The sequence below is a fragment of the Pseudooceanicola sp. genome (assembly GCF_041987405.1).
In the GTDB taxonomy this organism is placed as follows: Bacteria; Pseudomonadota; Alphaproteobacteria; order Rhodobacterales; family Rhodobacteraceae; genus Pseudooceanicola.
Map to the genome: position 1 here is coordinate 348,794 of NZ_JBHIWR010000002.1, position 23,778 is coordinate 372,571.

25 protein-coding genes are annotated in these 23,778 nt (G+C 62.3%); 10 read left to right on the forward strand and 15 right to left on the reverse strand.

Annotated features, from left to right (window positions below):
- Positions 1-19: 19 nt before the first annotated feature.
- Positions 20-304 (forward strand): SCP2 sterol-binding domain-containing protein, encoded by a 285-nt coding sequence (locus ACFC2Y_RS06450; RefSeq protein ID WP_375174071.1) that lies wholly within the window; start codon positions 20-22, stop codon positions 302-304.
- Here ACFC2Y_RS06450 and ACFC2Y_RS06455 read toward each other — a convergent pair.
- The 4 genes from ACFC2Y_RS06455 to ACFC2Y_RS06470 all read right to left on the reverse strand — a co-directional run bounded on the left by ACFC2Y_RS06455 (position 285) and on the right by ACFC2Y_RS06470 (position 4,822).
- A complete protein-coding gene (locus ACFC2Y_RS06455) occupies positions 285-1,013 on the reverse strand; it encodes an HAD family hydrolase (RefSeq protein WP_375174070.1) in 729 nt (242 codons plus the stop codon). The genes ACFC2Y_RS06450 and ACFC2Y_RS06455 overlap by 20 nt on opposite strands.
- A gap of 162 nt (positions 1,014-1,175) precedes the next feature.
- A complete protein-coding gene (locus tag ACFC2Y_RS06460; protein ID WP_375174069.1) occupies positions 1,176-1,589 on the reverse strand; it encodes a hypothetical protein in 414 nt (137 codons plus the stop codon).
- A 93-nt stretch (positions 1,590-1,682) separates the two neighbouring features.
- Positions 1,683-2,561 carry a ribokinase gene (locus ACFC2Y_RS06465; protein ID WP_375174068.1) on the reverse strand — a complete coding sequence of 293 codons (879 nt, stop codon included), beginning with the start codon at positions 2,559-2,561 and terminating at the stop codon, positions 1,683-1,685.
- Complete coding sequence (locus ACFC2Y_RS06470) at positions 2,561-4,822, reverse strand: NADP-dependent malic enzyme (protein ID WP_375174067.1); 2,262 nt, start codon at positions 4,820-4,822, stop codon at positions 2,561-2,563. Before ACFC2Y_RS06470 ends, ACFC2Y_RS06465 begins: the two co-directional genes overlap by 1 nt.
- Positions 4,823-4,967: 145 nt before the next feature.
- Between ACFC2Y_RS06470 and mutS the strand changes: the two genes are divergently transcribed.
- Positions 4,968-7,592, forward strand: coding sequence for a DNA mismatch repair protein MutS (gene mutS / locus ACFC2Y_RS06475; protein WP_375174420.1), 2,625 nt, complete (start codon positions 4,968-4,970; stop codon positions 7,590-7,592).
- A 63-nt stretch (positions 7,593-7,655) separates the two neighbouring features.
- Here the strand turns inward: mutS and ACFC2Y_RS06480 are convergent, their stop codons facing one another.
- The gene (locus ACFC2Y_RS06480; protein ID WP_375174066.1) at positions 7,656-8,216 is read right to left on the reverse strand and encodes a nucleotide exchange factor GrpE; all 561 of its coding nucleotides are present in this window, start codon (positions 8,214-8,216) and stop codon (positions 7,656-7,658) included.
- A 9-nt stretch (positions 8,217-8,225) separates the two neighbouring features.
- Entirely contained in the window at positions 8,226-9,290 is a 1,065-nt protein-coding gene (hrcA, locus tag ACFC2Y_RS06485; protein WP_375174065.1) for a heat-inducible transcriptional repressor HrcA, read from the reverse strand.
- 88 nt (positions 9,291-9,378) lie between these two features.
- On the opposite strand from hrcA, the gene rph reads away from it, so the two are divergent.
- Genes rph through ACFC2Y_RS06505 form a run of 4 tightly spaced genes read left to right on the forward strand, consistent with a single transcriptional unit; the run spans position 9,379 to position 12,203 of the window.
- Entirely contained in the window at positions 9,379-10,092 is a 714-nt protein-coding gene (gene rph / locus ACFC2Y_RS06490; protein WP_375174064.1) for a ribonuclease PH, read from the forward strand.
- The gene (rdgB, locus tag ACFC2Y_RS06495; RefSeq protein WP_375174063.1) at positions 10,085-10,693 is read left to right on the forward strand and encodes an RdgB/HAM1 family non-canonical purine NTP pyrophosphatase; all 609 of its coding nucleotides are present in this window, start codon (positions 10,085-10,087) and stop codon (positions 10,691-10,693) included. The genes rph and rdgB overlap by 8 nt, the downstream gene beginning before the upstream one ends.
- Positions 10,686-11,840, forward strand: coding sequence for a radical SAM family heme chaperone HemW (hemW, locus tag ACFC2Y_RS06500; RefSeq protein WP_375174062.1), 1,155 nt, complete (start codon positions 10,686-10,688; stop codon positions 11,838-11,840). The genes rdgB and hemW overlap by 8 nt, the downstream gene beginning before the upstream one ends.
- Before the next feature lie 3 nt (positions 11,841-11,843).
- Positions 11,844-12,203: a YbaN family protein gene (locus ACFC2Y_RS06505; protein WP_375174061.1), complete on the forward strand. Its 360-nt coding sequence runs from the start codon at positions 11,844-11,846 to the stop codon at positions 12,201-12,203.
- On the opposite strand, the gene ACFC2Y_RS06510 is transcribed toward ACFC2Y_RS06505, so the two are convergent.
- The 7 genes from ACFC2Y_RS06510 to ACFC2Y_RS06540 all read right to left on the reverse strand — a co-directional run bounded on the left by ACFC2Y_RS06510 (position 12,187) and on the right by ACFC2Y_RS06540 (position 19,526).
- On the reverse strand, positions 12,187-13,077 hold the full coding sequence (locus ACFC2Y_RS06510; protein WP_375174060.1) for a ParB/RepB/Spo0J family partition protein: 891 nt from the start codon (positions 13,075-13,077) through the stop codon (positions 12,187-12,189). The genes ACFC2Y_RS06505 and ACFC2Y_RS06510 overlap by 17 nt on opposite strands.
- 11 nt (positions 13,078-13,088) lie before the next feature.
- On the reverse strand, positions 13,089-13,898 hold the full coding sequence (locus ACFC2Y_RS06515) for a ParA family protein (RefSeq protein WP_375174059.1): 810 nt from the start codon (positions 13,896-13,898) through the stop codon (positions 13,089-13,091).
- Entirely contained in the window at positions 13,891-14,499 is a 609-nt protein-coding gene (gene rsmG, locus ACFC2Y_RS06520; RefSeq protein WP_375174058.1) for a 16S rRNA (guanine(527)-N(7))-methyltransferase RsmG, read from the reverse strand. The genes ACFC2Y_RS06515 and rsmG overlap by 8 nt, the downstream gene beginning before the upstream one ends.
- Before the next feature lies 1 nt (position 14,500).
- On the reverse strand, positions 14,501-16,378 hold the full coding sequence (mnmG, locus tag ACFC2Y_RS06525) for a tRNA uridine-5-carboxymethylaminomethyl(34) synthesis enzyme MnmG (RefSeq protein WP_375174057.1): 1,878 nt from the start codon (positions 16,376-16,378) through the stop codon (positions 14,501-14,503).
- 3 nt (positions 16,379-16,381) lie between these two features.
- On the reverse strand, positions 16,382-17,665 hold the full coding sequence (gene mnmE / locus ACFC2Y_RS06530; RefSeq protein WP_375174056.1) for a tRNA uridine-5-carboxymethylaminomethyl(34) synthesis GTPase MnmE: 1,284 nt from the start codon (positions 17,663-17,665) through the stop codon (positions 16,382-16,384).
- Between the two features lie 25 nt (positions 17,666-17,690).
- Positions 17,691-18,962 carry a transcription termination factor Rho gene (gene rho, locus ACFC2Y_RS06535; protein ID WP_375174055.1) on the reverse strand — a complete coding sequence of 424 codons (1,272 nt, stop codon included), beginning with the start codon at positions 18,960-18,962 and terminating at the stop codon, positions 17,691-17,693.
- A 117-nt stretch (positions 18,963-19,079) separates the two neighbouring features.
- Entirely contained in the window at positions 19,080-19,526 is a 447-nt protein-coding gene (locus ACFC2Y_RS06540) for a CopD family protein (protein WP_375174054.1), read from the reverse strand.
- A gap of 409 nt (positions 19,527-19,935) precedes the next feature.
- On the opposite strand from ACFC2Y_RS06540, the gene ACFC2Y_RS06545 reads away from it, so the two are divergent.
- From ACFC2Y_RS06545 to dnaQ, 4 genes are read left to right on the forward strand one after another with little or no spacing between them, the layout of a single operon-like run.
- The gene (locus ACFC2Y_RS06545; protein WP_375174053.1) at positions 19,936-20,532 is read left to right on the forward strand and encodes a Maf family protein; all 597 of its coding nucleotides are present in this window, start codon (positions 19,936-19,938) and stop codon (positions 20,530-20,532) included.
- Positions 20,529-21,365 carry a shikimate dehydrogenase gene (locus tag ACFC2Y_RS06550; protein ID WP_375186416.1) on the forward strand — a complete coding sequence of 279 codons (837 nt, stop codon included), beginning with the start codon at positions 20,529-20,531 and terminating at the stop codon, positions 21,363-21,365. Before ACFC2Y_RS06545 ends, ACFC2Y_RS06550 begins: the two co-directional genes overlap by 4 nt.
- On the forward strand, positions 21,362-21,955 hold the full coding sequence (coaE, locus tag ACFC2Y_RS06555; RefSeq protein WP_375174051.1) for a dephospho-CoA kinase: 594 nt from the start codon (positions 21,362-21,364) through the stop codon (positions 21,953-21,955). Before ACFC2Y_RS06550 ends, coaE begins: the two co-directional genes overlap by 4 nt.
- Positions 21,948-22,640 carry a DNA polymerase III subunit epsilon gene (gene dnaQ, locus ACFC2Y_RS06560; protein WP_375174050.1) on the forward strand — a complete coding sequence of 231 codons (693 nt, stop codon included), beginning with the start codon at positions 21,948-21,950 and terminating at the stop codon, positions 22,638-22,640. Before coaE ends, dnaQ begins: the two co-directional genes overlap by 8 nt.
- A gap of 28 nt (positions 22,641-22,668) precedes the next feature.
- Here the strand turns inward: dnaQ and secB are convergent, their stop codons facing one another.
- Together secB and ACFC2Y_RS06570 are read right to left on the reverse strand one after the other, a co-directional pair.
- On the reverse strand, positions 22,669-23,154 hold the full coding sequence (secB, locus tag ACFC2Y_RS06565) for a protein-export chaperone SecB (protein ID WP_375174049.1): 486 nt from the start codon (positions 23,152-23,154) through the stop codon (positions 22,669-22,671).
- Between the two features lie 60 nt (positions 23,155-23,214).
- Positions 23,215-23,709 (reverse strand): FxsA family protein, encoded by a 495-nt coding sequence (locus ACFC2Y_RS06570; RefSeq protein ID WP_375174048.1) that lies wholly within the window; start codon positions 23,707-23,709, stop codon positions 23,215-23,217.
- Between the last annotated feature and the right edge of the window lie 69 nt (positions 23,710-23,778).

Sequence of the window (23,778 nt, forward strand, 5' to 3'; positions counted from 1 at the left end):
AATCAATAAAGGCCGCGCCATGACCCTGACCGAAATCGCCGCAACCCTGCAAAAGGGCCTCGACCGCAAACCGCTGGAGAACTCGATCAAGTTCGACTGTGGCGATCAGGGGGCCATCACGCTCGAGGGCGGCACCGCGCATCTTGACGACCGGGAGGCCGACTGCACGATCCGCATCTCCGAACCCAACCTGACCAAGCTGATCGCGGGCAAGCTCAACCCGATGACGGCCTTTGCCATGGGCAAGCTCAAGGTGTCGGGCGATATGTCGGTGGCGATGAAACTCAGCCAGCTTCTGGGCTGATCTTCACCGCCGCCAGCCGCGCGTAATAGGGCATCGCGGCCTCCGCCATATCGGCCAGCCGACCGTCCAGTTCCGGCAAGGGCCCCTCTGGCCCCGCGAACCCGGTCGAGGCATGCACCGCCCCGTACCAGACCGGGGCCCAGACGCCATCCACCGGTTTCGGCCCCGCGGGCCAGGACAACATCGCCGAATCCCAGCCGATCCCGATCCGGTCGCAGATCGCGCGCAGCATCCCTTCCGGTTCTGCGCGCACGTCCGATCCTTCGACCACCACCGGCGTGATCCCCTGGGCCAGCAGGTCGTCGTAGATCCCGGCCAGTTGCACCGCGCCGATATCTTCCAGCCCAGCCTCCGCGAACCCCTTGGTGAAGGAGGCCACGACACGCGCCGGATGCCGGATCAGCAGCAGATGCGCCATGCCATCCCACCAGTCGCGGCGGATCGCGGGCAGCATGTGCTGCGCCATATGCTTCTGATAGACATGGGCGTTTTCCGCCGGAACAGGGTCACATAGCGCGGAAATCACCGCCTCGGGATCCTGCGGTTGCGCGGCCAGAATCTCCGCCCGCATGGGATGGTCCTTGCCTGTCGCCGCCAGATAGGCGGCATAGAAGGGCTCGTCCACCGCCCCGCAATCGGCACGGTTGGAAAAGGAATACATCAGCGCGGTCGAGATATTTCTCGGCCCGGACCAGCAGGCGATTTTCATGGGGCGGCCTTCGTGGTGATCATCCCGACGCTATGTCTGGCCAGACCGGAAGCCAAGGCAGGAAAATGACCGCGGCACAGACCGCGATCATTCCAAGGGCCGAAAGGATGGGGGCCTTGAACGACCCTTTGCAGCGGGACGGGGGTTAACCGCCCGACGCTGTTACTTGGCCGTGATCGTTTTCATCACCAGCTCGCCATCCGGCTTGATCGGGCCGTCTTCCTTGGCGCCCAGGGTGTATTCGAAGACACCGGTCTTCATCCCACCGGCCTCGGAGTGAACCATGAGCATGAGCATGTCGCCGGATTTGACCTCTTCGGTCAGGATCGCGGCGACGTCGCTGTTTTCGCCCATGCGGATCGGCGCATAGCCCACGACGGGCCCGGGCTTCATGTCGGCATCCGTGCGATGCACGACGAGCCAGCCGTTCTCCGGCGCAACGATCTTGGAGGCGGTGACAGTGCCGCCGGACACATCCTGGTCCATACCTTCAACCATCGGCGCCATGCCATGGCTTGCGGCAAAGGCCCCCGTCGTGATCAGGGTGGCGGCAAGTGCGGAAACAAACGTCTTCATAATGAACTCCCTTTTTGAGGACAGCGTCGTGTGACGCGTCATCCCCAATCACGAAGACCGGTGCACAAGAGTTTCAGGAGTTTTCGATTTTTTTCACGACGGTGCGAAATGCGCGGCGACCTCGGCCCGGGTCGGTATCACATCCGCCGTGCCCAGCCGCGTCACCATCAACGCCCCGGCCTGCTGCGCCAGGGTGATGGCCTCAGCCATATCCAGCCCCTGATCCAGCGCGGCCAGCAGATACCCGGTAAAGGTATCCCCCGCCCCCGTCGTGTCCACCACCTCGACCCTGGGCGCAGCGAAATCCTGCGATTTGCCTGAAACAGTGCCGATCCAGCGGCATCCATCCGCCCCGAGCGTGACAACAATATCCGCCACCGGCAGCGCCTCCAACGGGCGGTTCATCGCCTCTTGCAGCTGCGCCGACTCCACCGCGTTCAGCACCAGCAGATCGACCTCCGGCAGGATCGCCTGAACAGCCTGCACGGTGAAGGGCGCCGCCGCATAGGCGATGCGCAGCTCCTTGGCCCGCGCGGCCCGTGCAAAGGCGACCTGGCCGCTCGTCTCATTCTGGCAGACAGCGATATCGCCCGCCTTGGCCTTGCCGAGGCTGTCCTCCAACCCGGCCTCGTCGATCCGCGCATTCGCCCCCGGAAACAGGATGATCTGGTTTTCCCCGATCTCGTCCAGCGCGATGATCGCATGGCCCGAGGTTTCACCCACCTCGACCAGACCACCGACCCCCACGCCATACTCCGCCAGCCTGTCGCGCATCCAGGTGCCATCCGCCCCTACCGCGCCCAGATGTTCCACGTGGGACCCCGCCCGCGCCACCGCGACGGACATGTTCGCCCCCTTGCCGCCAAGCCCGCGTTGCAAGGCACTGGCCGCCAGCGTCTCCCCCGACGCGGGCAGATGCGGCAGGCGATAGACCATATCCGCATTGACCGAGCCGAGGTTCCAGATCGTCATCAGTTCACCTTGCAGGCCGCCAACAGCGCCATGTTCATGATGTCGTTCACGGTGGAGTTGGTCGAACAGATCTGGATGGGCTTGTCGACGCCCGACAGGATCGGACCGATCACCGTCGCCCCGGCCATTTCCTGCATCAGTTTGACACTGATGCTGGCCGAATGGCGCGCCGGCACGACCAGAATATTGGCGTTATCCGTCAACCGGGCAAAGGGAAACTGTTCCCGCGCCCGGGCGTTCAGCGCCACGTCCACGGTCATCTCGCCCTCGTATTCGAAATCGACGCCCCGCTTTTCCAGAACGCGAGGGGCAATATGCATCTTCTCCGCCCGCTCCGACACCGGGTAGCCAAAGGTCGAGAAGCTGACAAAGGCCACCCGCGGCTCCAGCCCCAGATCGCGTGCGACCTCTGCACAGCGTTCGGCAATATCGGCCAGGTCTTCCTCATCCGGCCATTCATGCACCAGCGTGTCCGAGATCAGCACGATCCGCCCGTTGTGGATCATCGCGGTGACACCGGCCGCCCCATGCGCCGCATCCGCGTCAAAGACATGGTTGATCAACTCCAGCACATGCGCCGATTTCCGCGTCGCCCCGGTCACCAGACCATCGCCATGCCCATGCGCCAGCATCAGCGCCGAATAGACATGCCGGTCCCGCGCGGCCAGCCGATGCACATCGTGACGGTCGAACCCCCTGCGCTGCATGCGCGAATAGAGGAAGGACTTGTATTCCTCCAGATGCGGCGTTTTGGCCGCATTCGTGACTGTTATCTCGTCAAAGGCATCGCCCAGACCTGCGGCCTCCAGCTTGGCTTTCACATCGGCGTCACGACCCACGACGATCGCCTCGCCCAGTCCGGCGCGCTGATATTGCACCGCCGCGCGCAGCACCCGGGGATCATCCCCCTCGGCAAAGATCATCCGCGCCTGGGCATTGCGCGCCCGCGTGTTGATCGACCGCAGGATATTCGCCGTCGGATCCATCCGGCTCTTCAGGCTCAGCTCATAGGCGTCCATATCCACGATCGGCCGCCGCGCTGCGCCGGTTTCCATGCCAGCCCTGGCCACGGCGGGCGGGATGCGATGGATCAGTCGCGGATCGAAAGGCGTCGGGATGATGTAGTCCCGCCCGAATTTCAGCGACTTGCCATAGGCCATCGCCACCTCGTCCGGCACATCCTCGCGCGCCAGTTCGGCCAGCGCCTCGGCACAGGCGATCTTCATCTCGTCGTTGATCGCACGGGCGTGGATATCCAGCGCCCCACGGAACAGGTAGGGAAAACCCAGAACGTTGTTCACCTGGTTCGGATAGTCCGACCGGCCGGTGGCCACGATCACATCCTCGCGCACCTCATGCACCTCTTCCGGCGTGACCTCCGGATCGGGGTTGGCCATGGCAAAGATCACCGCGTCCTTGGCCATGCTCATGACCATGTCCTGCGTCACCGCCCCCTTGACCGACACGCCCAGGAAGACATCGGCCCCTTCCATCGCCTCTTCCAGCGTGCGCAGATCGGTGTTCACCGCATGGGCCGATTTCCACTGGTTCATCCCGGCGGTCCGGCCCTGATAGATCACACCCTTGGTGTCGCAGACGATGCAATTGTCGTGCTTCGCCCCCATCCGCTTCAGCAGTTCGATACAGGCGATCCCGGCAGCGCCCGCGCCGTTCAGTACGATCTTGCAGTCCTCGATCTTCTTGCCCGAGATCTTGAGCGCGTTGATCAGCCCCGCCGCACAGATCACCGCCGTTCCGTGCTGGTCGTCATGGAAGACCGGGATATCCATCTCTTCCTTGAGCCGCTGCTCGATGATGAAACATTCCGGCGCCTTGATGTCCTCAAGGTTGATGCCACCAAAGGACGGGCCCATCAGCTTGACCGCCTGGATGAATTCATCCGGGTCCTCGGTGTCCAGCTCCAGGTCGATGGAGTTCACATCGGCAAACCGCTTGAACAGCACCGACTTGCCTTCCATCACCGGCTTGGAGGCCAGCGCGCCCAGGTTGCCCAGACCTAGCACTGCCGTCCCGTTGGAAATCACCGCAACCAGATTGCCCTTGTTGGTATAGTCATAGGCCGTCTCCGGGTTGGCATGAATCGCCTCACAAGGCACCGCCACACCGGGCGAATAGGCCAGCGAAAGATCCCGCTGCGTGGTCATCGGAACGGTTGCCGTGACCTCCCACTTGCCGGGGCTGGGTTCCAGATGGAACGCGAGCGCATCTTCCGGCGTGATCCGGGACTTCGACTTGGCCATTGTGCCTTCTCCTCCTTGGGCTTGCGCCTCTTACACGAAGCCACGGCCCACACTCAACCATTTCGGCTTTAACCGACATTGCCGCCTTTGTAAGGTCCCTGCCAAACACCCGGGGGGCATCGTGAGCAAAGACACCGTCACGCCGATGATGGCGCAGTATCTGGAGATCAAGTCGGGCTATCCGGACGCCCTGCTCTTCTACCGGATGGGCGATTTCTACGAGCTGTTCTTCGACGATGCCGTTGCCGCCGCAGAGGCGCTGGACATTGCCCTGACCAAACGCGGCAAACACCTGGGCGAGGACATCCCCATGTGCGGCGTGCCGGTGCATGCCGCGGAAAACTATCTGCTGACCCTCATCCGCAAGGGCTTTCGCGTGGCCGTTGGCGAACAGATGGAAAGCCCGGAGGAGGCGAAGAAGCGCGGCTCGAAATCCGTGGTGAAACGCGATGTCGTGCGGCTGGTCACCCCCGGCACGCTGACCGAGGAAAGCCTGCTGGATGCGCGCCGCCACAACTATCTCGCCGCCTTCACCCTCGTTCGAGACGAGGGCGCACTGGCCTGGGTCGACATCTCCACTGGCGCGTTTCACGTGATGCCCCTGCCCGCCGTCCGGTTGGGGCCGGAACTGGCCCGTCTTGGCCCCTCCGAACTGCTGATGCCCGAGGATCAGGAGCGGGATTACGCCGAAACAGTCTCTGATTTCGGGATTTCGCTGACCCCGCTGTCGCGCGGGTCCTTTGACAGCACCGGCGCCAACGATCGGCTGTGCCGCCTGTTCAAGGTGGCCTCGCTGGACGCTTTCGGCACCTTCACCCGGGCGGAGGTCTCCGCTATGGGGGCCATCGTCGATTACCTGGACATCACGCAGAAAGGGAAGCTCCCCCTCCTGCGCAAACCCCTGCGCGAGGCGACCGACCGCACCGTCCAGATCGACGCCGCCACCCGGCGCAATCTGGAACTGACCCATGCGCTTTCCGGCGGGCGGGCCGGGTCGCTGCTGCATGCGATCGACCGCACCGTGACCCCCGGCGGGGCGCGCCTGCTGGAACGCCGCCTCTCCAGCCCCTCGCGCGACATCGCCACGATCAACGCGCGCCTCGCCGCCGTGGACTTCATGGTCGACGACCGGCAAACCGCGCGCGACCTGCGCGAGGCGCTGCGCCGGGTGCCGGACCTCGACCGGGCGCTGTCGCGGCTCTCTATTGACCGCGCCGGCCCCCGCGACCTCGCCGCGATCCGTAACGGATTGACCCAGGCGGAGGAGATCGGCGAAACCCTCCGCCCCCTCGAGCTGCCCCCCCACCTGGCCGAGGCCGCCACGCATCTGGGCGGGCATGACGATTTGCTCGCCACGCTGGACGCCGCCCTGATCGCCGAACCCCCGCTTCTGACCCGCGACGGCGGATTTATCGCCACCGGCTATGACGACGATCTGGACGAGGCCCGCCAGCTGCGCGACGAGGGGCGCGGTGTCATCGCCCGGATGCAGACCGACTATGCCGAACTCACCGGCATCTCCTCGCTCAAGATCAAGCACAACAACGTTCTGGGTTATTTCATCGAGGTCACGGCGACCCATGCCGACAAGATGCTGTCGGAACCGCTGAACGAAAAGTTCAAACACCGCCAGACCACCGCCAATCAGCTCCGCTTCACCACCCCGGACCTCAGCGAAATGGAGACGCGCATCCTCAACGCCGGCGGAAGGGCGCTGGAAATCGAAAAGCGGCTCTATGACGGGCTGAAAGCGCAGATTCTGGACCGCGCGGCAGAGTTGACCGACACCGCCCGCGCCCTCTCCGACCTCGACCTCGCCACCGCCCTTGCCGATCTCTCCATCGTGGAGGACTGGACCCGGCCGAAGATCACCCAGGACCGCAGCCTGCGGATCATCGCCGGACGGCATCCGGTGGTCGAACAATCGCTGCGCCGCGACGGCGCGCCGTTCATCGCCAATGATACGGATCTCTCCGGCGATCCCGCCTCGATCTGGCTGCTGACCGGGCCGAACATGGCCGGTAAATCGACATTCCTGCGCCAGACCGCGCTGATCACCCTGCTGGCACAGATGGGCAGCCACGTTCCCGCGAAGGAGGCCGATATCGGCGTCGTCTCGCAGCTCTTTTCCCGCGTCGGTGCCTCTGACGATCTGGCGAGGGGCCGGTCGACCTTCATGGTCGAAATGGTCGAAACCGCCGCCATCCTCAATCAGGCCGATGACCGGGCGCTGGTGATCCTCGACGAAATCGGCCGTGGCACCGCCACCTACGACGGCCTCTCCATCGCCTGGGCGACGCTGGAACATCTGCACGAGGTCAACCGCGCCCGGGCCCTTTTCGCCACGCATTATCACGAAATGACCGCCCTGGCAGGCAAACTCGGCGGCGTCGAAAACGCCACCGTCGCCGTCCGCGAACATGATGGCGAGGTGATCTTCCTGCACGAGGTGATCCGCGGGGCCGCCGACCGCAGCTATGGCGTTCAGGTCGCCCGGCTGGCCGGTCTGCCCGATGCCGTCGTCGCCCGTGCGCGCGAGGTTCTCGATGCGCTGGAGAAGGGCGAACGCGAGGGCGGTGCCAAGCCCAAGGCGATCATCGACGACCTGCCCCTCTTCGCCGCCGCCGCACCGCCGCCCGCCAAATCAGACCCTGTTCCGGCGCAATATGCCCAAATTGCAGACCTGCTGGAGGCCACGCATCCGGATGAACTCTCCCCCCGCGACGCGCTCGACCTGATCTACAAACTGAAAGAGGCGTCGCGCCAATAGCGCCACGCCCCTCTTCATCTTTCCAGAAATACTCCCGCCGGAGGCCATCCGGCGGTGGCTGGATCAGCTGGCCGGCATCGACGACACGCCAACCTGCGCCGGGCGCAGCAGACGGTCCGACAGCCAGAACCCCTCGGCCGAGACCTGGATGATTTCGCCCGCGCGGGTGCCGGGCACCGGCGCTTCGAACATCGCCTCGTGGATATTGGGATCGAACTTGTCGCCGGGCTGCGGCGAGATCGGCTCGATCCCATGCTTTTTGAAGGTGTTCAGCAGCTCGCGCATGGTCAGCTCGACACCTTCGATCAGCGCCGCGCTCTCCTCGGACTTTTCGCCCGCGGCTTCCAGCGCCCGCTTCATGTTGTCATAGACGGGCAGCAGATCCCGGGCCAGTTTCGACCCGCCATACATCTCTGCCTCGCGCCGCTGCTTGTCCGCCCGCTTGCGCGCATTTTCGGCTTCGGCCATGGCGCGCATCCACTTGTCGCGCAGCTCGTCCCGCTCGGCCTTTATCTCGTCCAGCTCGATCGCCTCGTCGTCGAACTCTTCGAGTTCTTCGGCATAGGCCTCGGCCTCGGCGGATTCCACGTCGTCGAGGAAATCGTCGTTTTCAGGGTTCGCCATCTCTCACCTCTATGTCCGGTCTGCGATCATCCGGCCGACAAGCTGGGCGGTGTAATCCACGATCGGAACGATCCGCCCATAGTTCAACCGGGTTGGTCCGATGACACCGACCGCACCGATTATCTTTCGATCCGCGTTCATATAGGGAGAGACCACCAGAGAGGAACCCGAAAGTGAAAAAAGTTTGTTCTCCGAGCCGATAAAAATGCGCACACCCTCGCCATCTTCGGCCAGATCGAGGAACTCGGCGATGTCGCGCTTGCGTTCGAGGTCGTCAAACAGGTTCCGGATCCGCTCCAGATCCTCATCCGCCGCATCCTCGCCCAGCAGATTGGCCCGGCCCCGCACGATCAGCCGTTCCTGACGGCTTCCCTGATCGTCCCACTCGGCCCAGCCCGAGTCGATCAACTCGCGCGCCAGCGTGTCAATCTCCTGACGACGCGCCGCGATCTGTTCCTTGATGACCTTGCTCAGCTCGCTCAGCGTGCGCCCCTCGACAATGGCATTCAGGAAATTTGCCGCCTCGCGCATCGAACTGGGCGTTTGTCCCGGCGGCGGCACGAAGATCCGGTTTTCCACGTGACCATCGGCAAAGACCAGAACCACCAGCGCCCGGTCATGGCCCAGGCCCACGAACTCGATATGCTTGATCGGCGCTTCGTGCTTCGGCGTCAGCACCAGCGACGCCCCCTGCGTCGCGCCGGACAGCGCAGAGCCGATGCGATCCAGAATTCCGCCAACATCCCCCGCATCGTCGCGCACCGTCGCGTCGATCATGGCGCGATCCGCGCTTTGCAGATCACCGACCTCCAGCAGACCGTCCACGAACATGCGCAGCCCCTGCTGCGTCGGAACCCGCCCCGCACTGATATGCGGAGACCCCAGCAGGCCCAGAAACTCCAGATCCTGCATGACGTTACGGACCGTCGCGGCAGAAACCTTCTCGCTCATCAGCCGGGTCAGGGTGCGCGATCCGACCGGCTCGCCGCTCGACAGGTACCCTTCCACCACGCGGCGAAACACTTCGCGCGACCTGTCATTGAGATCATCGAGGATTTTCGTCGTGTCGTTCATTGCCTTGTCTGACAGATGCTCATCCCCAAACCGGGGTTGCGTTTCCCGTGGCGCCGGGACTATCCCCAAGACGAAGAGGAGTTTGCCCATGCGACCATCAGGACGAGAATTAAGCGAAATGCGGCCGGTTTCAATCGAAACCGGGTTCACAAAGCACGCAGAAGGATCCTGCCTGATCAAGGTGGGCGACACCCACGTGATCTGCACGGCCACGGTCGAGGATCGCGTTCCGCCCTTCATCAAGGGATCGGGCCTGGGCTGGGTGACGGCGGAATACGGCATGCTGCCCCGCTCCACGACTTCGCGGATGCGCCGCGAGGCCTCCGCCGGGAAACAGGGCGGGCGCACGGTGGAGATTCAGCGCCTGATCGGCCGGTCCCTGCGCGCAGGCGTCGATCGCGTGGCCCTGGGCGAACGGCAGATTTCTGTCGATTGCGATGTCATCCAGGCCGACGGCGGCACGCGCTGCGCCTCCATCACCGGGGCCTGGGTTGCCCTGCGCCTTGCGGTCAACAAACTGATGAAGGCGGGCGACGTGATCTCCGACCCGCTGGTCGATCCGGTCGCGGCTGTGTCCTGCGGGATCTACGCCGGGCAGCCGGTGCTTGACCTCGACTATCCCGAAGACAGCGACGCCGGGGTTGATGGCAATTTCATCATGACCGGGTCCAAGCGCCTGATCGAGGTTCAGATGTCCGCCGAGGGCGCGACCTTCTCGCGCGAGCAGATGGATGAATTGCTCAACCTTGCCGAGAAAGGCGTGTCGGAGCTGGTCGAGATCCAGAAGGCCGCCTGTGCGTAAGTTCGACGGGAAAGCGCTGGTCATCGCCAGCCACAACAAGGGCAAGTTGCGCGAAATCGCGGAGCTTCTGCGCCCCTTCGGCATCACCGTCAGCTCGGCCGCGGATCACGGATTGGACGAACCGGAGGAAACCGAATCCACCTTCGTCGGCAATGCGCGGATCAAGGCGCACTTCGCGGCCAAGGCCACCGGACTGCCCGCCCTGTCCGATGACAGCGGAATCACGGTCGATGCGCTGGATGGCGCCCCCGGTGTCTATACCGCCGACTGGGCCGAGACCCCCGAGGGCCGGGATTTTCCCATGGCGATGACCAAGGTTTGGACGCTGCTGGAGGAAAAGAACGCGCCCGCCCCGCGCAAGGCCGCTTTCAACTGCACCCTCGTGCTGGCCTGGCCGGATGGACATGACGAGGTGTTCGAGGGACACGTGGATGGCGAGGTCGTCTGGCCGATGCGCGGAGATCAGGGGTTTGGGTTTGATCCCATATTCCGTCCCGAAGGCGAGACAGAGACGTTCGGAGAGATGGACCCGGCCAAGAAACACGAGATGTCGCACCGGGCCAATGCCTTTCGCAAGCTTGTGACGGGCTGCTTTGCCTGAGGATTGGGAAGCCGGGGGCTTTGGCATCTATCTGCACTGGCCCTTCTGTCAGGCGAAATGCCCCTATTGCGATTTCAACTCCCACGTCGCGCGCAGTGTGGACGAACCGCGTTGGCGCGCCGCCTTTCTGTCGGAAATCGACCGGCACGCTGCTGAGACACCGGGCCGTGTCGTCAAATCCATCTTCTTCGGCGGCGGCACCCCAAGCCTGATGGATCCGGAAACGGTGGCCGCGATACTGGACCGGATCCGGCTGCGCTGGCCACAGGCCAACGATCTGGAAGTCACCCTGGAAGCCAACCCCGGTTCGGTCGAATCCGGCCGGTTTAGAGCCTATTTTGATGCCGGCGTTTCCCGTGTCTCCATGGGCATGCAGGCGATGAACGATCGCGATCTGCAGCGACTGGGGCGGATACACACGGTGAAGGAGGCGATGGACGCCTTCGACATTGCGAAATCCGTTTTCCAGCGGGTCAGCTTCGATCTCATTTACGCCCGCCAGGATCAGAGCGTCGCGGATTGGCGCGCCGAGCTTTCCCAGGCGCTGGACCTGGCCGTCGATCACCTCTCGCTCTACCAGTTGACGATCGAGGACGGCACGGCCTTTGGCGACCGGTACCGTCTGGGCAAGCTGCGCGGCTTGCCGGACGAAGACGCCGCCGCCGCCATGTATGACGCCACGCAGGAACTCACCGCCGCGGCCGGATATCACGCCTATGAGGTCAGCAACCATTGCCGCCCCGGGGCTGAATCCCGCCACAACAGTCTCTATTGGCGGTACGGCGATTACGTCGGGATTGGCCCCGGCGCACATGGACGCCTTACCCTGGACGGCCAACGCCAGGCGACGGAAGCGATCCGGATGCCGAACGCCTGGCTGGAGGCGGCCGACGTCGGCAACGGGGACAAGGGTCGGACACCGCTGTCGCGCGAGGATCAGGCGACGGAGTTTCTGTTGATGGGGCTCCGGCTGGCCGATGGCATAGATCTGACCCGCTACGAGAACCTGGCGCAACACCCCCTCAACCCGGATGCTGTAGACCACCTGCAGGACATGGGCATGATCGAGACGTCGGGACAGCGTTTGTGGACAACGGATCGCGGGCGGCTACTTCTGAACACCGTGATCGCCACCTTGCTGGAGTAGCCGATGCGCTTTGTCTGGGCCGGATTGGGTTGCCTGTGCCTGCTGTGCGGGATGATCGGCGCGGTTCTGCCGTTGATCCCGACCGTGCCCTTTGTCCTGCTCGCCGCCTTCTTCTTTGCCCGGTCTTCGGAACGGCTTCACAATTGGCTGCTGTCGCATCCCGCCTTCGGGCCCGCCATCGTCAACTGGCAGACCCATGGAGCCGTGTCCCTCCACGCCAAACGTCTGGCGACCATCGGCTGTCTCGCCGTCCTCGCCCTTTCCCTGGCTATGGACCTGAAATGGCAGCTGATTGCCATTCAGGCCGCGACCCTGAGTTGCGTGATGGTGTTCCTCTGGACTCGGCCTAGTGGTCCCCGCTGAGCAGACGGCACAGCGTATCCAGATCTTCCAGCGTTTTGTAGCGAATGGTCATCACGCCCGATTCCGTGCCCGGTTCATGATTCACCGAAACGCCCATCTTCAACGCCGCCGACAGATCCCCTTCGAGGGCTTTGGTATCGGCGTCCTTCTCCGATTTTGAGGCTTTTTTGGCTGGTTTAGGGTCTGTCTTGACCGAATTTGCCAATCGCTCCGTCTCCCGAACTGACAGCCCGCCAGCAACCACCTGCGCGGCCAACACCGAGGGGTTTTCCGCAGTAATCAGCGCCCGCGCGTGACCGGTGGAGATCTTGCCCTCTTTCAGCAGGGTCTGGACATCTTCGGGAAGACTGAGCAGCCGCAAAAGGTTGGCGATATAGCTGCGGCTTTTGCCAAGTGCCTCTCCCAGCTTTTCCTGGGTATGGCCGAACTTGTCCATCAACTGCCGGTAGCCCGCGGCCTCCTCGACCGGGTTCAGATCCGCGCGCTGGATGTTTTCGATGATCGCGACTTCGAGCACTTCGGTATCGTCGTAATCCCGCAGGATGACCGGAACCTCATGCAGCTGCGCAATCTGCGCCGCCCGCCACCGGCGTTCCCCGGCGACGATTTCATAGCGGTCGTCCTTTTGCCGGACGATCAGGGGCTGGATGATCCCCTTTTCCCGGATGGACTGCGCCAGCTCTTCGAGCTGGGCATCGGTAAAGCTGCGTCGCGGCTGATCCGGGTTCGGGACAACCTGTTCAATCGGGACAGAAGCGTCGGGGCGTCGCGCGGCCGGGGCGCCACCCGCCTCCACCGTCTGATCATTGGACACATCCGCCATCAAGGCGGACAAGCCGCGCCCCAAGCCGCGATTCCTGGATTTGTTGCTCATCTGCTCCTCCCTCACGCCTCTGCGGGCTCGTTCCTGTTCAAGAATTCCTGTGCCAGGGCGCGATAGGCCTGCGCGCCCTTGGATGTCGTATCAAAATCCAGCACGGGCATCGCATAGGACGGCGCCTCGCTCACCCGAACGTTGCGGGGGATTTTCGTTGTGAAAACAATATCCCCGAGGTTATCGCGCGCATCAGCCTCCACCTGTTGAGACAGGTTGTTGCGGGCATCATACATGGTCAGCACCACACCTTCGATCCGGAGTGAGGGGTTGGCGGACTGGCGTATTTCGCGGATCGTCAGCATGAGTTGCGACAACCCCTCGAGCGCGAAGAATTCGCTTTGTAGCGGTACCAGAACGGAATGCGCCGCCACCATAGCATTGACCGTCAGAAGGTTGAGCGACGGCGGGCAATCGATCAGGACGAAATCAAAAGCGTACTGCTCCATCGCAGGCTGGCGCAGCGCGTCATGCAACAGGAAACTGCGCTTTTCATTGGCGATCAACTCGATATCGGCGGAGCTGAGATCAACCGTCGACGGTACGATCGACAGCCCTTCGACCTCGGTCTTCAGGATCACGTCTTCCAGCGCCGCGTCGTCGAGGAGCAGTTCGTAGGTGGTATTGTCGCGATCCTCCGTCTCGATTCCCAGGCCGGTGGAGGCGTTGCCCTGCGGATCGAGATCAATGATCAGGACATTGCTGCCGGATTCCGCCAAGGCAGCTCCCAGATTGATTGTGGTCGTGGTTTTGCCGACCCCGCCCTTCTGGTTCGCAATCGCAACAATCTTTGGGCCATGTAGGGACAAAAGATCAGACATGCTCGATTTCCTCGATTCTCAAAATCACTGCCTCTGGATCTGTGTTACTTCTGCGGGCCTCATGTTTGAAGCGCCATTTCTCCTGTGCCTGCGAAAGTTCCTCTTGCCACCGCCGCCCTTTGGGAAAAAGCGCGATACTTTGATCGGTGCCGTGCCGTTTGGCAAACCCGAGAAGTGTGGACAGATCCGCAAGGGCCCGTGCGCTGATGATCTGCGCCGCCTCAGGCTGGGCAGATTCGATCCGTTGGGTTTTGACCGTGGTTTTCAAGCCAAGCTCTCGGCTAACGGTGCGTAGAAACGCGCTCTTCCGCTGATCAGATTCCATCAAGTGGAGGTCAGCCTCTGCCCCGCTGTCCTGTAAAAGTATCGCAACAACAAGGCCGGGGAAACCTCCGCCGCTCCCCATATCCAACCATTTGCCTTTCGGCTGCGGGACAAGGTCCAGCAGCTGCGCTGAGTCCTCGAAATGTCGAGTCCAGGCATCATCGACGGTGGTCTTGGCAACGAGATTGATCCGGGGATTCCACTTGTTCAAGAGCGCAAGATACTGCTCCAGCCGCTCCTGTGTTTCACGTGAAACATTCTCCAGAGTCGTCCCCACTTCAGCTCGCCCGCAAGGTCCGCAACCGCCGCAACCGGGCAAGAATGAGCGTCAAGGCAGCGGGTGTCATTCCTTCTACCTTGCCTGCCTGCGCCAGATTGGAGGGCCGGAACTTCACAAGCTTGGCTTTCAATTCATTCGACAGCCCGTCCAGAGACGTGAAATCAAAGTCATCAGGAATCTCTTCCGATTCATCCCGCTTCATCGCGACCACATCCCGGGCCTGCCGTTCTATATACTTCGTATAGAGCGCATCACGCGCAAGTTGGGCCTTCGTATCAGGATCAATCTCGTCCGGGGTCGCGTCCAATCGAGACAGATCCCCGAAATCAACATCAGGGAAGGACAGCAGATCATACATCGTCCTTCGCGACCCATCATTGCTGACCTTGAAACCGGCGTCATTAAGCTCTTTGGACGAATAGGCCCGGGCTTTGAGAATGGCCTCGCCCGCGGCCAACCGTTCCATCTTTTCTTCAAACGCTTGCTGACGGGAAACCCCAACACATCCAATGGACAACCCAATCGGGGTCAACCGCTGGTCTGCATTGTCCGCCCTCAGGGACAACCGGAATTCCGCACGCGAGGTGAACATGCGATACGGCTCCGTCACACCACGGGAGGTCAGGTCGTCCACCATGACGCCAATATAGCTGTCCGTCCGCTGAAAGCTGACGGGGTCCCGTCCCATGGCTACCGCCGCCGCGTTCAGTCCGGCCACAAGCCCTTGAGCCGCGGCCTCCTCATAACCCGTTGTTCCGTTGATCTGACCCGCCAGATACAGGCCCGGCACATCCTTCAGCCGCAGATGCAGGTCCAGCGACCGTGGGTCGACATAGTCGTATTCGATCGCATAACCCGGTTGGACAATCTTTGCCGAAGTCAGGCCGGGGATCGTCCGAACATAATCTTCCTGAACATCGACCGGCAGAGAGGTCGAAATGCCGTTAGGATAGACGGTATCGTCATCAACGCCCTCCGGTTCCAGAAAAATCTGGTGGGAGGCCTTGTCCGAAAACCGCACAATCTTGTCCTCGATCGACGGGCAATATCGCGGTCCGACCCCGTCAATATGGCCGCCATACATCGCCGATCTGTCCAGGTTCTTACGGATGATGTCATGCGTCTGTTCGTTGGTATTCGTGATCCCGCAGGACAGCTGTGGCGCCGATACACCCCGCGACAGGAATGAGAACAGGACAGGATCCTCGTCGCCCGGCTGACTTTCCAGGCTCGACCAATCGATTGTCCTGCCATCCAACCGCGGAGGGGTCCCGGTTTTCAAACGCCCCAGACTCAAACCGAAGTCATCCAACCGCTGTGCCAATTTGATTGAAGGTGAATCGCCCATTCGCCCACCTGGCCGGGATTCATCGCCGATATGAATGACCCCACGCAGGAACGTTCCGGTCGTCAGGACAACCGCCTTTGCAGCAATCGCGCTTCCATCGGCAAGCACAACACCGCAAACGCTACCGCCCTCGATCGTCAGGTCGACAACTTCGCCCTCAACAATCCGAAGGTTCTCTGTGCCCTCCAACTCTGCCAGCATACGTGTTCTGTAGATTTTGCGGTCTGCCTGGGCACGCGGCCCCTGCACCGCGGGTCCTTTCCGTCGGTTCAGCAACCTGAACTGGATCCCGGCCGCATCCGCGATCCGTCCCATCACGCCGTCCAGCGCGTCAATCTCCCGCACCAGGTGTCCTTTACCCAAGCCACCAATGGCAGGATTGCAGGACATTACCCCAATGCCATCCTTGCGGAGCGATACCAAAACGGTCCGCGCGCCAAGGCGCGCGGAAGCTGCCGCGGCTTCACTGCCGGCGTGGCCACCCCCGATCACAACAACATCGACGTCGGAATGTTTCACGTGAAACACCTCTCACTTCCCAATGCAGAAACTCGAAAAGATATCGTCCAGCAGGGCTTCGACATCCACACGTCCGATTAAAGATTCCAGTGCACGAACCGCTCCGCGAATTTCCTCCGCCGCCAGCTCGGACTCACCAACTTCACTAGCGACTATACCCGAAGCGACATCAAGATACGAACGCGCACGCTCCATGGCTATACGATGCCGCTCTCTCGTAGCAACACCGGAACCACTCGCCAGAACCTTTAACTTGCCGCCAATTTCACGGACCAGCGCCTCCAGACCAAACCCTGAAACGCCGGACACCGATCCTTCAACCTCACCGCTGACATCCGCCTTACCAACAACCACGATATCACCGTCAATCGGAGGAAAAACCGGGGCGCCACCGGGCTCAACAAGAAACACCCTTAAATCAGCCGACAGCGCACGCTCACGTGCCCTGTTCACGCCAATCGATTCAACCACATCTTCCGTCTCGCGAACACCGGCCGTGTCCAGGACAGTCACCGGAAGCCCCTCAAGATCCATCCGAACCTCGATCACGTCCCGCGTTGTCCCTGCAACATCAGAGGTAATCGCAGCCTCTCGCCCGGCCAGCGCATTTAACAAGGTAGACTTACCGACATTCGGCGCCCCGACAATCGCCACCTCGAACCCCGAGCGGACTCTCTCTGCAATCCCGATCCCCTGCACTTCCTGGGCAAGACTGCGCGATACCCCGGTCAACAGCGCGCTCACCTCCGGCGAAACATCCACCGGCACCTCCTCGTCGGCGAAATCAATCGTCGCTTCCAGAAGCGCCGCAGCCCGGATCAGATCCACCCGCCACGTCTCGGCCTTGCGCCCCAGCTCTCCGGTAAACACACGTTGCGCCTGCCGACGCTGCGCCTCCGTCTCCGCATCGATCAGATCCGCCAGCCCCTCTACTTGGGCCAGATCCAGACACCCGTTCTCCAGCGCCCTCCGGGTAAACTCCCCCGCCTCGGCCCCGCGCAGCCCCTCCATGCTGGACAGTTCCTGCAGCACTGCGGCAACGACGGCCGTCGACCCATGCAGATGCAACTCGGCAACGCGCTCCCCGGTGAAACTCGCCCCCGCCTCGAACACGATGACCAGCGCCTCATCCAGAAACCCGGCCCCGCCGCGAACACCCCGGACCGAGGCAACCCGCACCGGCGGCACCGATCCGCACAGCCGTTCCACCGCCATCCAGGCATCCGGCCCCGACAAACGCAGAATGGCGACCCCCGCTTTGCCGGGCGCCGTGGCTTGCGCAAAAATCGTGTCCATACCCGCCCCTCCCGAGGCGCCGACCCTAGCCGTTCATCGACTCGAAGAATTCGCCGTTGGTCTTGGTCTGTTTGAGTTTGGAGATCAGGAATTCGATCGCATCCGTCGTCCCCATGGGGTTCAGGATTCGCCGCAGGACAAAGGTCTTCTGCAGGTCGATCTTGTCGGTCAGCAGATCTTCCTTCCGCGTCCCGGACTTCAGAATATCCATCGCCGGATAAACTCTCTTGTCCGCAACCTTACGATCCAGAACGATTTCAGAGTTACCCGTACCTTTGAATTCCTCAAAGATCACCTCGTCCATCCGGCTGCCGGTATCAATCAGAGCCGTCGCGATGATCGTCAGCGACCCGCCTTCCTCGATATTCCGGGCTGCACCAAAGAAGCGCTTGGGCCGTTGCAGCGCGTTCGCGTCCACACCACCGGTCAAAACCTTGCCCGAGGACGGCACCACAGTGTTGAACGCTCTACCAAGTCTTGTGATCGAATCCAGCAGGATCACAACATCTCGCTTATGCTCGACCAGACGCTTGGCCTTCTCGATCACCATCTCCGAAACAGCAACGTGACGGGTCGCCGGTTCATCAAAGGTCGAGGAGATCACCTCGCCCTTCACCGTCCGCTGCATGTCCGTCACCTCTTCGGGACGTTCATCAATCAGCAGGACGATCAGATAGCACTCAGGATGGTTTGTTTCGATCGACTTGGCGATGTTCTGCAGCAGAACCGTCTTGCCGGTCCGGGGAGGCGCCGTAATCAATGACCGCTGCCCCTTCCCGATCGGGGCCACCAGGTCGATGATCCGGGCCGAGCGGTCCTTGATCGTCGGGTCCTCGATCTCCATCTTCAGGCGCTCATCCGGGTAGAGCGGCGTCAGGTTGTCGAAGGACACCTTGTGCTTGGCCTTCTCGGGGTCTTCGAAGTTGATCTTCGTCACCGAGGTCAGCGCGAAATATCGCTCGTTCTCGTCGGGCTGTTTCATCAGCCCCTCGACCGTATCCCCGGTGCGCAGCGAATACTGGCGGATCATGTCGGGCGAGACATAGATATCATCCGGACCCGGCAGATAGTTCGCCTCCGGCGAGCGCAAGAACCCGAAGCCGTCCTGCAGCACTTCCAGCACGCCGTCACCGCCGATTTCCCAGTCCTCATCCGCACGTTCGCGCAGGATCTGGAACATCATCTCGCCCTTGCGCATGGTCGAGGCGTTCTCGATCTCCAGCTCCTCTGCCATCGAGAGCAGATCCTTCGGGCTCTTCGCCTTCAGATCGGACAGGTTCAGACGGTTATCGCTCATGGAAAACTCCGGTGACCGGCCCTCGGGCGCGCAGTCAGGTCAGATTGGGGAATCGGTCCGCCCGGACGGGCGGCTTGACGCGGGTATCTAGGCCCTGCCGGGCACCAAGTCAACGCTTCAGAATTTGACCACGACGGAGATCACGATCGCGATCAGCAACACCGTCGGCAGTTCGTTCATCATCCGGTACTGCCGCCCGCTCACCCGGTTCGTCCCGGCCTCCAGATCCTTCCGCCGGAGCGCCAGCCACATGTGAAACCAGGTCATCGCCAGAACCGCCGCACCCTTCGTCCAGGGCCAGACCATCGACCAGTCGACAATCCCGGGCGTCAGGACCAGCAGCAGACCAAACAGCCAGGTCGCGATCGCAGAGGGATTCATGATCACCTTGAGGAGCTTCCGCTCCATCATGCGAAAGGTCTCCTCCATGCCTGCTGTCTCTGCCTGTTCCACGTGATGCACGAAGAGCCGAGGCAGGTAGAAGAGCCCGGCCATCCACGCAATCACCGAAATGAGATGCAGCGACTTGGTCCAGGGATAGATCGTGGCGAGAAGGTCAGACATGCCCTGTGCCTATTCTTAAATAAAAAAGAAAGAAAGATTGATGAATATAGTAGGGAGCGGGATTTCTGTGGATTACGCGCTTCAGCACAGGGTTGCCCACATTATGCCACATCCTGTGGATGATCGTGTGAGGAATTTCCGGCGTCATGTGGAAGGTAAGGACTTTAACCAATTATTTTCAATGAGTTAATGTTTATATTCCAAGATCAAGACCCTTGGGAGAAAAACCATGGTAAACCCGGGACTGTCCCCGCCATCCACCACGCGGGACTTATCCTTCCCAACAGCGGGACAGCTGTCGGGATGATCCGGGACAACGGGGATGAAACCCTCTCCCTTGCCTCCACCCTGTGAATTCTTCAGAAACCATCCTTAACAAAGTCCTAAGTTAATCCCGGGTTTTATCCCCATGCCGGATCTCATCCTTGCTTCCGGTTCCCCCATCAGGGCGGAGCTTCTGACCCGCGCCCGCGTGCCCTTCACCGTGCAGACATTGCCGGTGGACGAAGACGCGATCAAGCAGTCGCTCCTCGCCGAAGACACCCGGCCTCGCGATATCGCCGACGCCCTGGCAGAAGCCAAGGCGAACCGCGTCGCCATGAGGAACCCAGAGGCCTTCGTCCTGGGCTGCGATCAGGTTCTGGACCTCGACGGCCAACTCTTTTCCAAGCCCGCGACACAGGAAGAGGCCGCCCAGCACCTCGCCCAGCTCTCCGGTCAACAGCACCGGCTCTATTCCGCCGCGGTCCTCTTTCACGAGGGTCGCCCGATCTGGCGCTTTGTCGGCGAAGCCCGGCTGACCATGCGGCCCCTCTCGGACGGCTACATCCAGGACTATCTCGACCGAAACTGGGAAGAGGTCCGCCATTGCGTCGGCTGTTACCAGATCGAGGCCGAGGGCAGCCGCCTCTTTTCCCGCATCGACGGGGATTTCTTCACCATCCTCGGGCTGCCGCTTCTGCCCCTTCTCACCTTCCTCAACGATCGCGGAGTGATCACGACGTGACTGCCCTACCCCAAATTCCCTTGGCCGGCGTCATCGGCTGCCCCGCCGCGCAGTCCCGCTCGCCGCATCTCTTCCGCCACTGGTTGGATCAGCAGGACCGCGCCGGCCATTACGTCCCCCTGCATGTCGAGCCAGAGGATCTGGAGCGGGTTCTGCGCAGCATGGGCCAGATGGGTTTTGTCGGCGCCAATGTCACCCTGCCCCACAAGCAACGCGCGCTGGAAATCGCTGATGACGTGTCTGATCGCGCGCGGCATATCGGGGCGGCGAACACGCTAACATTCGGAAAAGATGGCAGGATACACGCCGACAATACGGACGGGTACGGTTTCCTCGCCAACCTTCAACAGGGTGCCCCGAATTGGGATCCGCAACAGGGACCGGCGTTGATCCTTGGCGCCGGCGGGGCCGCCCGTGCCATCATCGTCTCGCTTCTGGACGCCGGTGTGCCGCAGATCCTCCTGGCCAACCGCACCCGCGCCCGGGCGGAGGAGCTGGCGCAAACCTTCGGCCCCGCCCTCCATGTCATCGACTGGGAGGAGGCCCCCGCCGCCATCGCCGACACCACGACCCTCATCAACACCACCTCTCTTGGCATGACCGGCAAGGACCCCCTCACCCTCGATCTTTCCGCATTGACGCCCGCGCATCTTGTCACCGACATCGTCTATGCGCCCTTGCAGACCGATCTGCTGAAGGCCGCGGATCAGGCGGGGGCGACCACCGTGGACGGGCTGGGCATGTTGCTGCATCAGGCGGTGCCAGGCTGCGAACGCTGGTTCGGGTTCCGCCCGCAGGTGACGGACGACACCAGACGGGCGGTGCTCGCATGACCTATATCATCGGCCTCACCGGCTCCATCGGCATGGGCAAATCGACAACCGCGCAGATGTTCGCGGATGAAGGCTGCGCACTCTGGGATGCAGATGCCGCCGTGCATCGCCTCTATGCCCCCGGCGGCGCGGCCGTGGCCCCGATGCAGGCCGCCTTCCCCTCTGCCGTGACAGCGGAGGGTGTCTCCCGCGAGGGTCTGAAGGCGATACTGGCGGAAACGCCCGACGCCCTGCGCCAGATCGAACAGATCGTCCACCCGCTTGTGGCCGAGGATCGACAGGCCTTCATCGCGCGGACCGAGGCCGATATCGTCGTCCTCGACATCCCGCTCCTTTTCGAAGGGCGCGGGCACAAGATCGTGGACACCACGGTCTGCGTCTCCGTCGATGCCGAAACACAGCGCGAAAGGGTGCTCGCCCGGGGCACCATGTCAGAACAGCAGTTCGAGATGATCCGCGCCAAACAGATGCCGGATGCGGAAAAACGCGCTCTGGCAGATCATGTCGTGATCACCGATACTCTGGATCACGCGCGCGAACAGGTCCGCGCCATTGTCAGGGATATCAGGGAACAGCTGAAGAATGCGTGAGATCGTCCTCGATACCGAAACCACAGGCTTCGATCCGGAGCAGGGCGACCGTATCGTGGAAATCGGCGCGGTCGAGCTCTGGAACCACGTGCCGACCGGCGAAACCTATCACGTCTACATCAACCCCGAACGCGCCATGCCGCAGGAGGCGTTTGAGGTGCACGGGCTGGGCGACGATTTCCTGCGCGACAAGCCGAAGTTTCGCGAGATCGCCCAGGGGTTCCTCGATTTCGTGCAGGACGCCAAGCTGGTGATCCACAACGCCAGTTTCGACATGAAATTCCTCAATGCCGAACTGGGCTGGCTCAACCTGCCGAAACTGCCCTTCGATCAGGCCCTGGATACCCTGGCCATCGCGCGGCAACGTTTTCCCGGCTCCCCGGCCTCGCTCGACGCGCTCTGCCGCCGCTTCGGCATCGACAACAGCTCGCGTACCCTGCACGGCGCATTGCTCGACAGTGAAATCCTGGCAGAGGTCTATCTGGAACTGATCGGCGGGCGGCAGCCCGACTTTGCGCTCTCCGCCTCATCCGGCGGGTCCGGCGGCGGTGCGGCGGATGACTGGCGTCCTCGCCCCCGTCCGATCCCCCTCCCCTCGCGCCTGACCGAGGAGGAAGCCGCCGCCCACAAGGACTTTGTGTCCAAGCTGGGCGACGAGGCTGTCTGGAAACGCTTTCAGGCCTGACCTCAGGCCCGAAAGTGATCATATGTGATCAGGCCTGAGCAGGCTGCTCCGCCGCGCGGCGCTGAAGCTCCGTCCGGTAGAGGTTCACGAAGTCGATATTGTCGAGGTTCAGCGGCGGGAAGCCCCCGTCGCGGGTCACGTCGCTGACGATGCGGCGGACAAAGGGGAAGACCATGCGCGGGCATTCGATCAGCAGGAAGGGGTGCAGCTGGTCTTCGGGCACGCCTTCGATCTGGAACAGACCGACATATTCCATCTCCAGCACGAACAGCGCGTCCTGCGTTCCCTGCGCGTTCGACCGCACGGTCAGCTTGGTCACCACTTCGTACTGGTTCTCGGCTTCACGCTTCTGCGCGTCGAGGGCGACCTGAACCTTGACGTCCGGCTGCACCTGACCCGTCGAGGGTTTGCGCGCCAGGATGTTCTCGAAAGACATGTCGCGCACGTACTGCGCCAATACATTCATTTTCAGTTGGGGCGCCTCTTGGGCAGCGCCGTTAGCGGTTTCCGCCATGAATTTTCTCCAAAAGGGTTTTTCAGTCGCCTAGCCCTGTATCAGGATGCGCCCCCGGCCTCAATGCCGCGTCCAGCCCGAGGGGTTGTGGGTCGGGCGTTTCGGGGGGTCGACCTCGTGATAGGTGCCGTCGATCACGTCATCGCGGTTCGTGGGACGGCGCGGCGCATCTGTGCGCCTCTCGCCCGGTCCCATGGAAAACGATGTCATTTTCACGCGGCTGCGCAGCCATAGAAAGGCCATCCGTCGCAGCGGCGGTGTAAGCAGGGCAAAACCGACCGCATCGGTGAAGAACCCCGGCGTCAGCAGCAGAACCCCGGCCACCAGGATCATCGCCGCATCGGCCAGCGGCTCGGTCGGGTCGCGCAGCTCGTTGAAGCTGCTGCGCAGGTTGTTCAGGGCCATGGCCCCCTGCGCCCGAACCAGCCAGGTGCCCAGGATCGCCGTCGCCAGAACGATGGCAAGCGTCCAGCCCAGCCCGATCAACCCGCCGACCTGGATGAACAGCGCGATCTCGATCATCGGTATCGCTATGAAGGCCAATAACAGCCACATGGCAGTCTCCCTCTTTCCCGGTGCGGTAGACTTACCGCCACCCGTCACCTACATAAGAATGAAACCGGG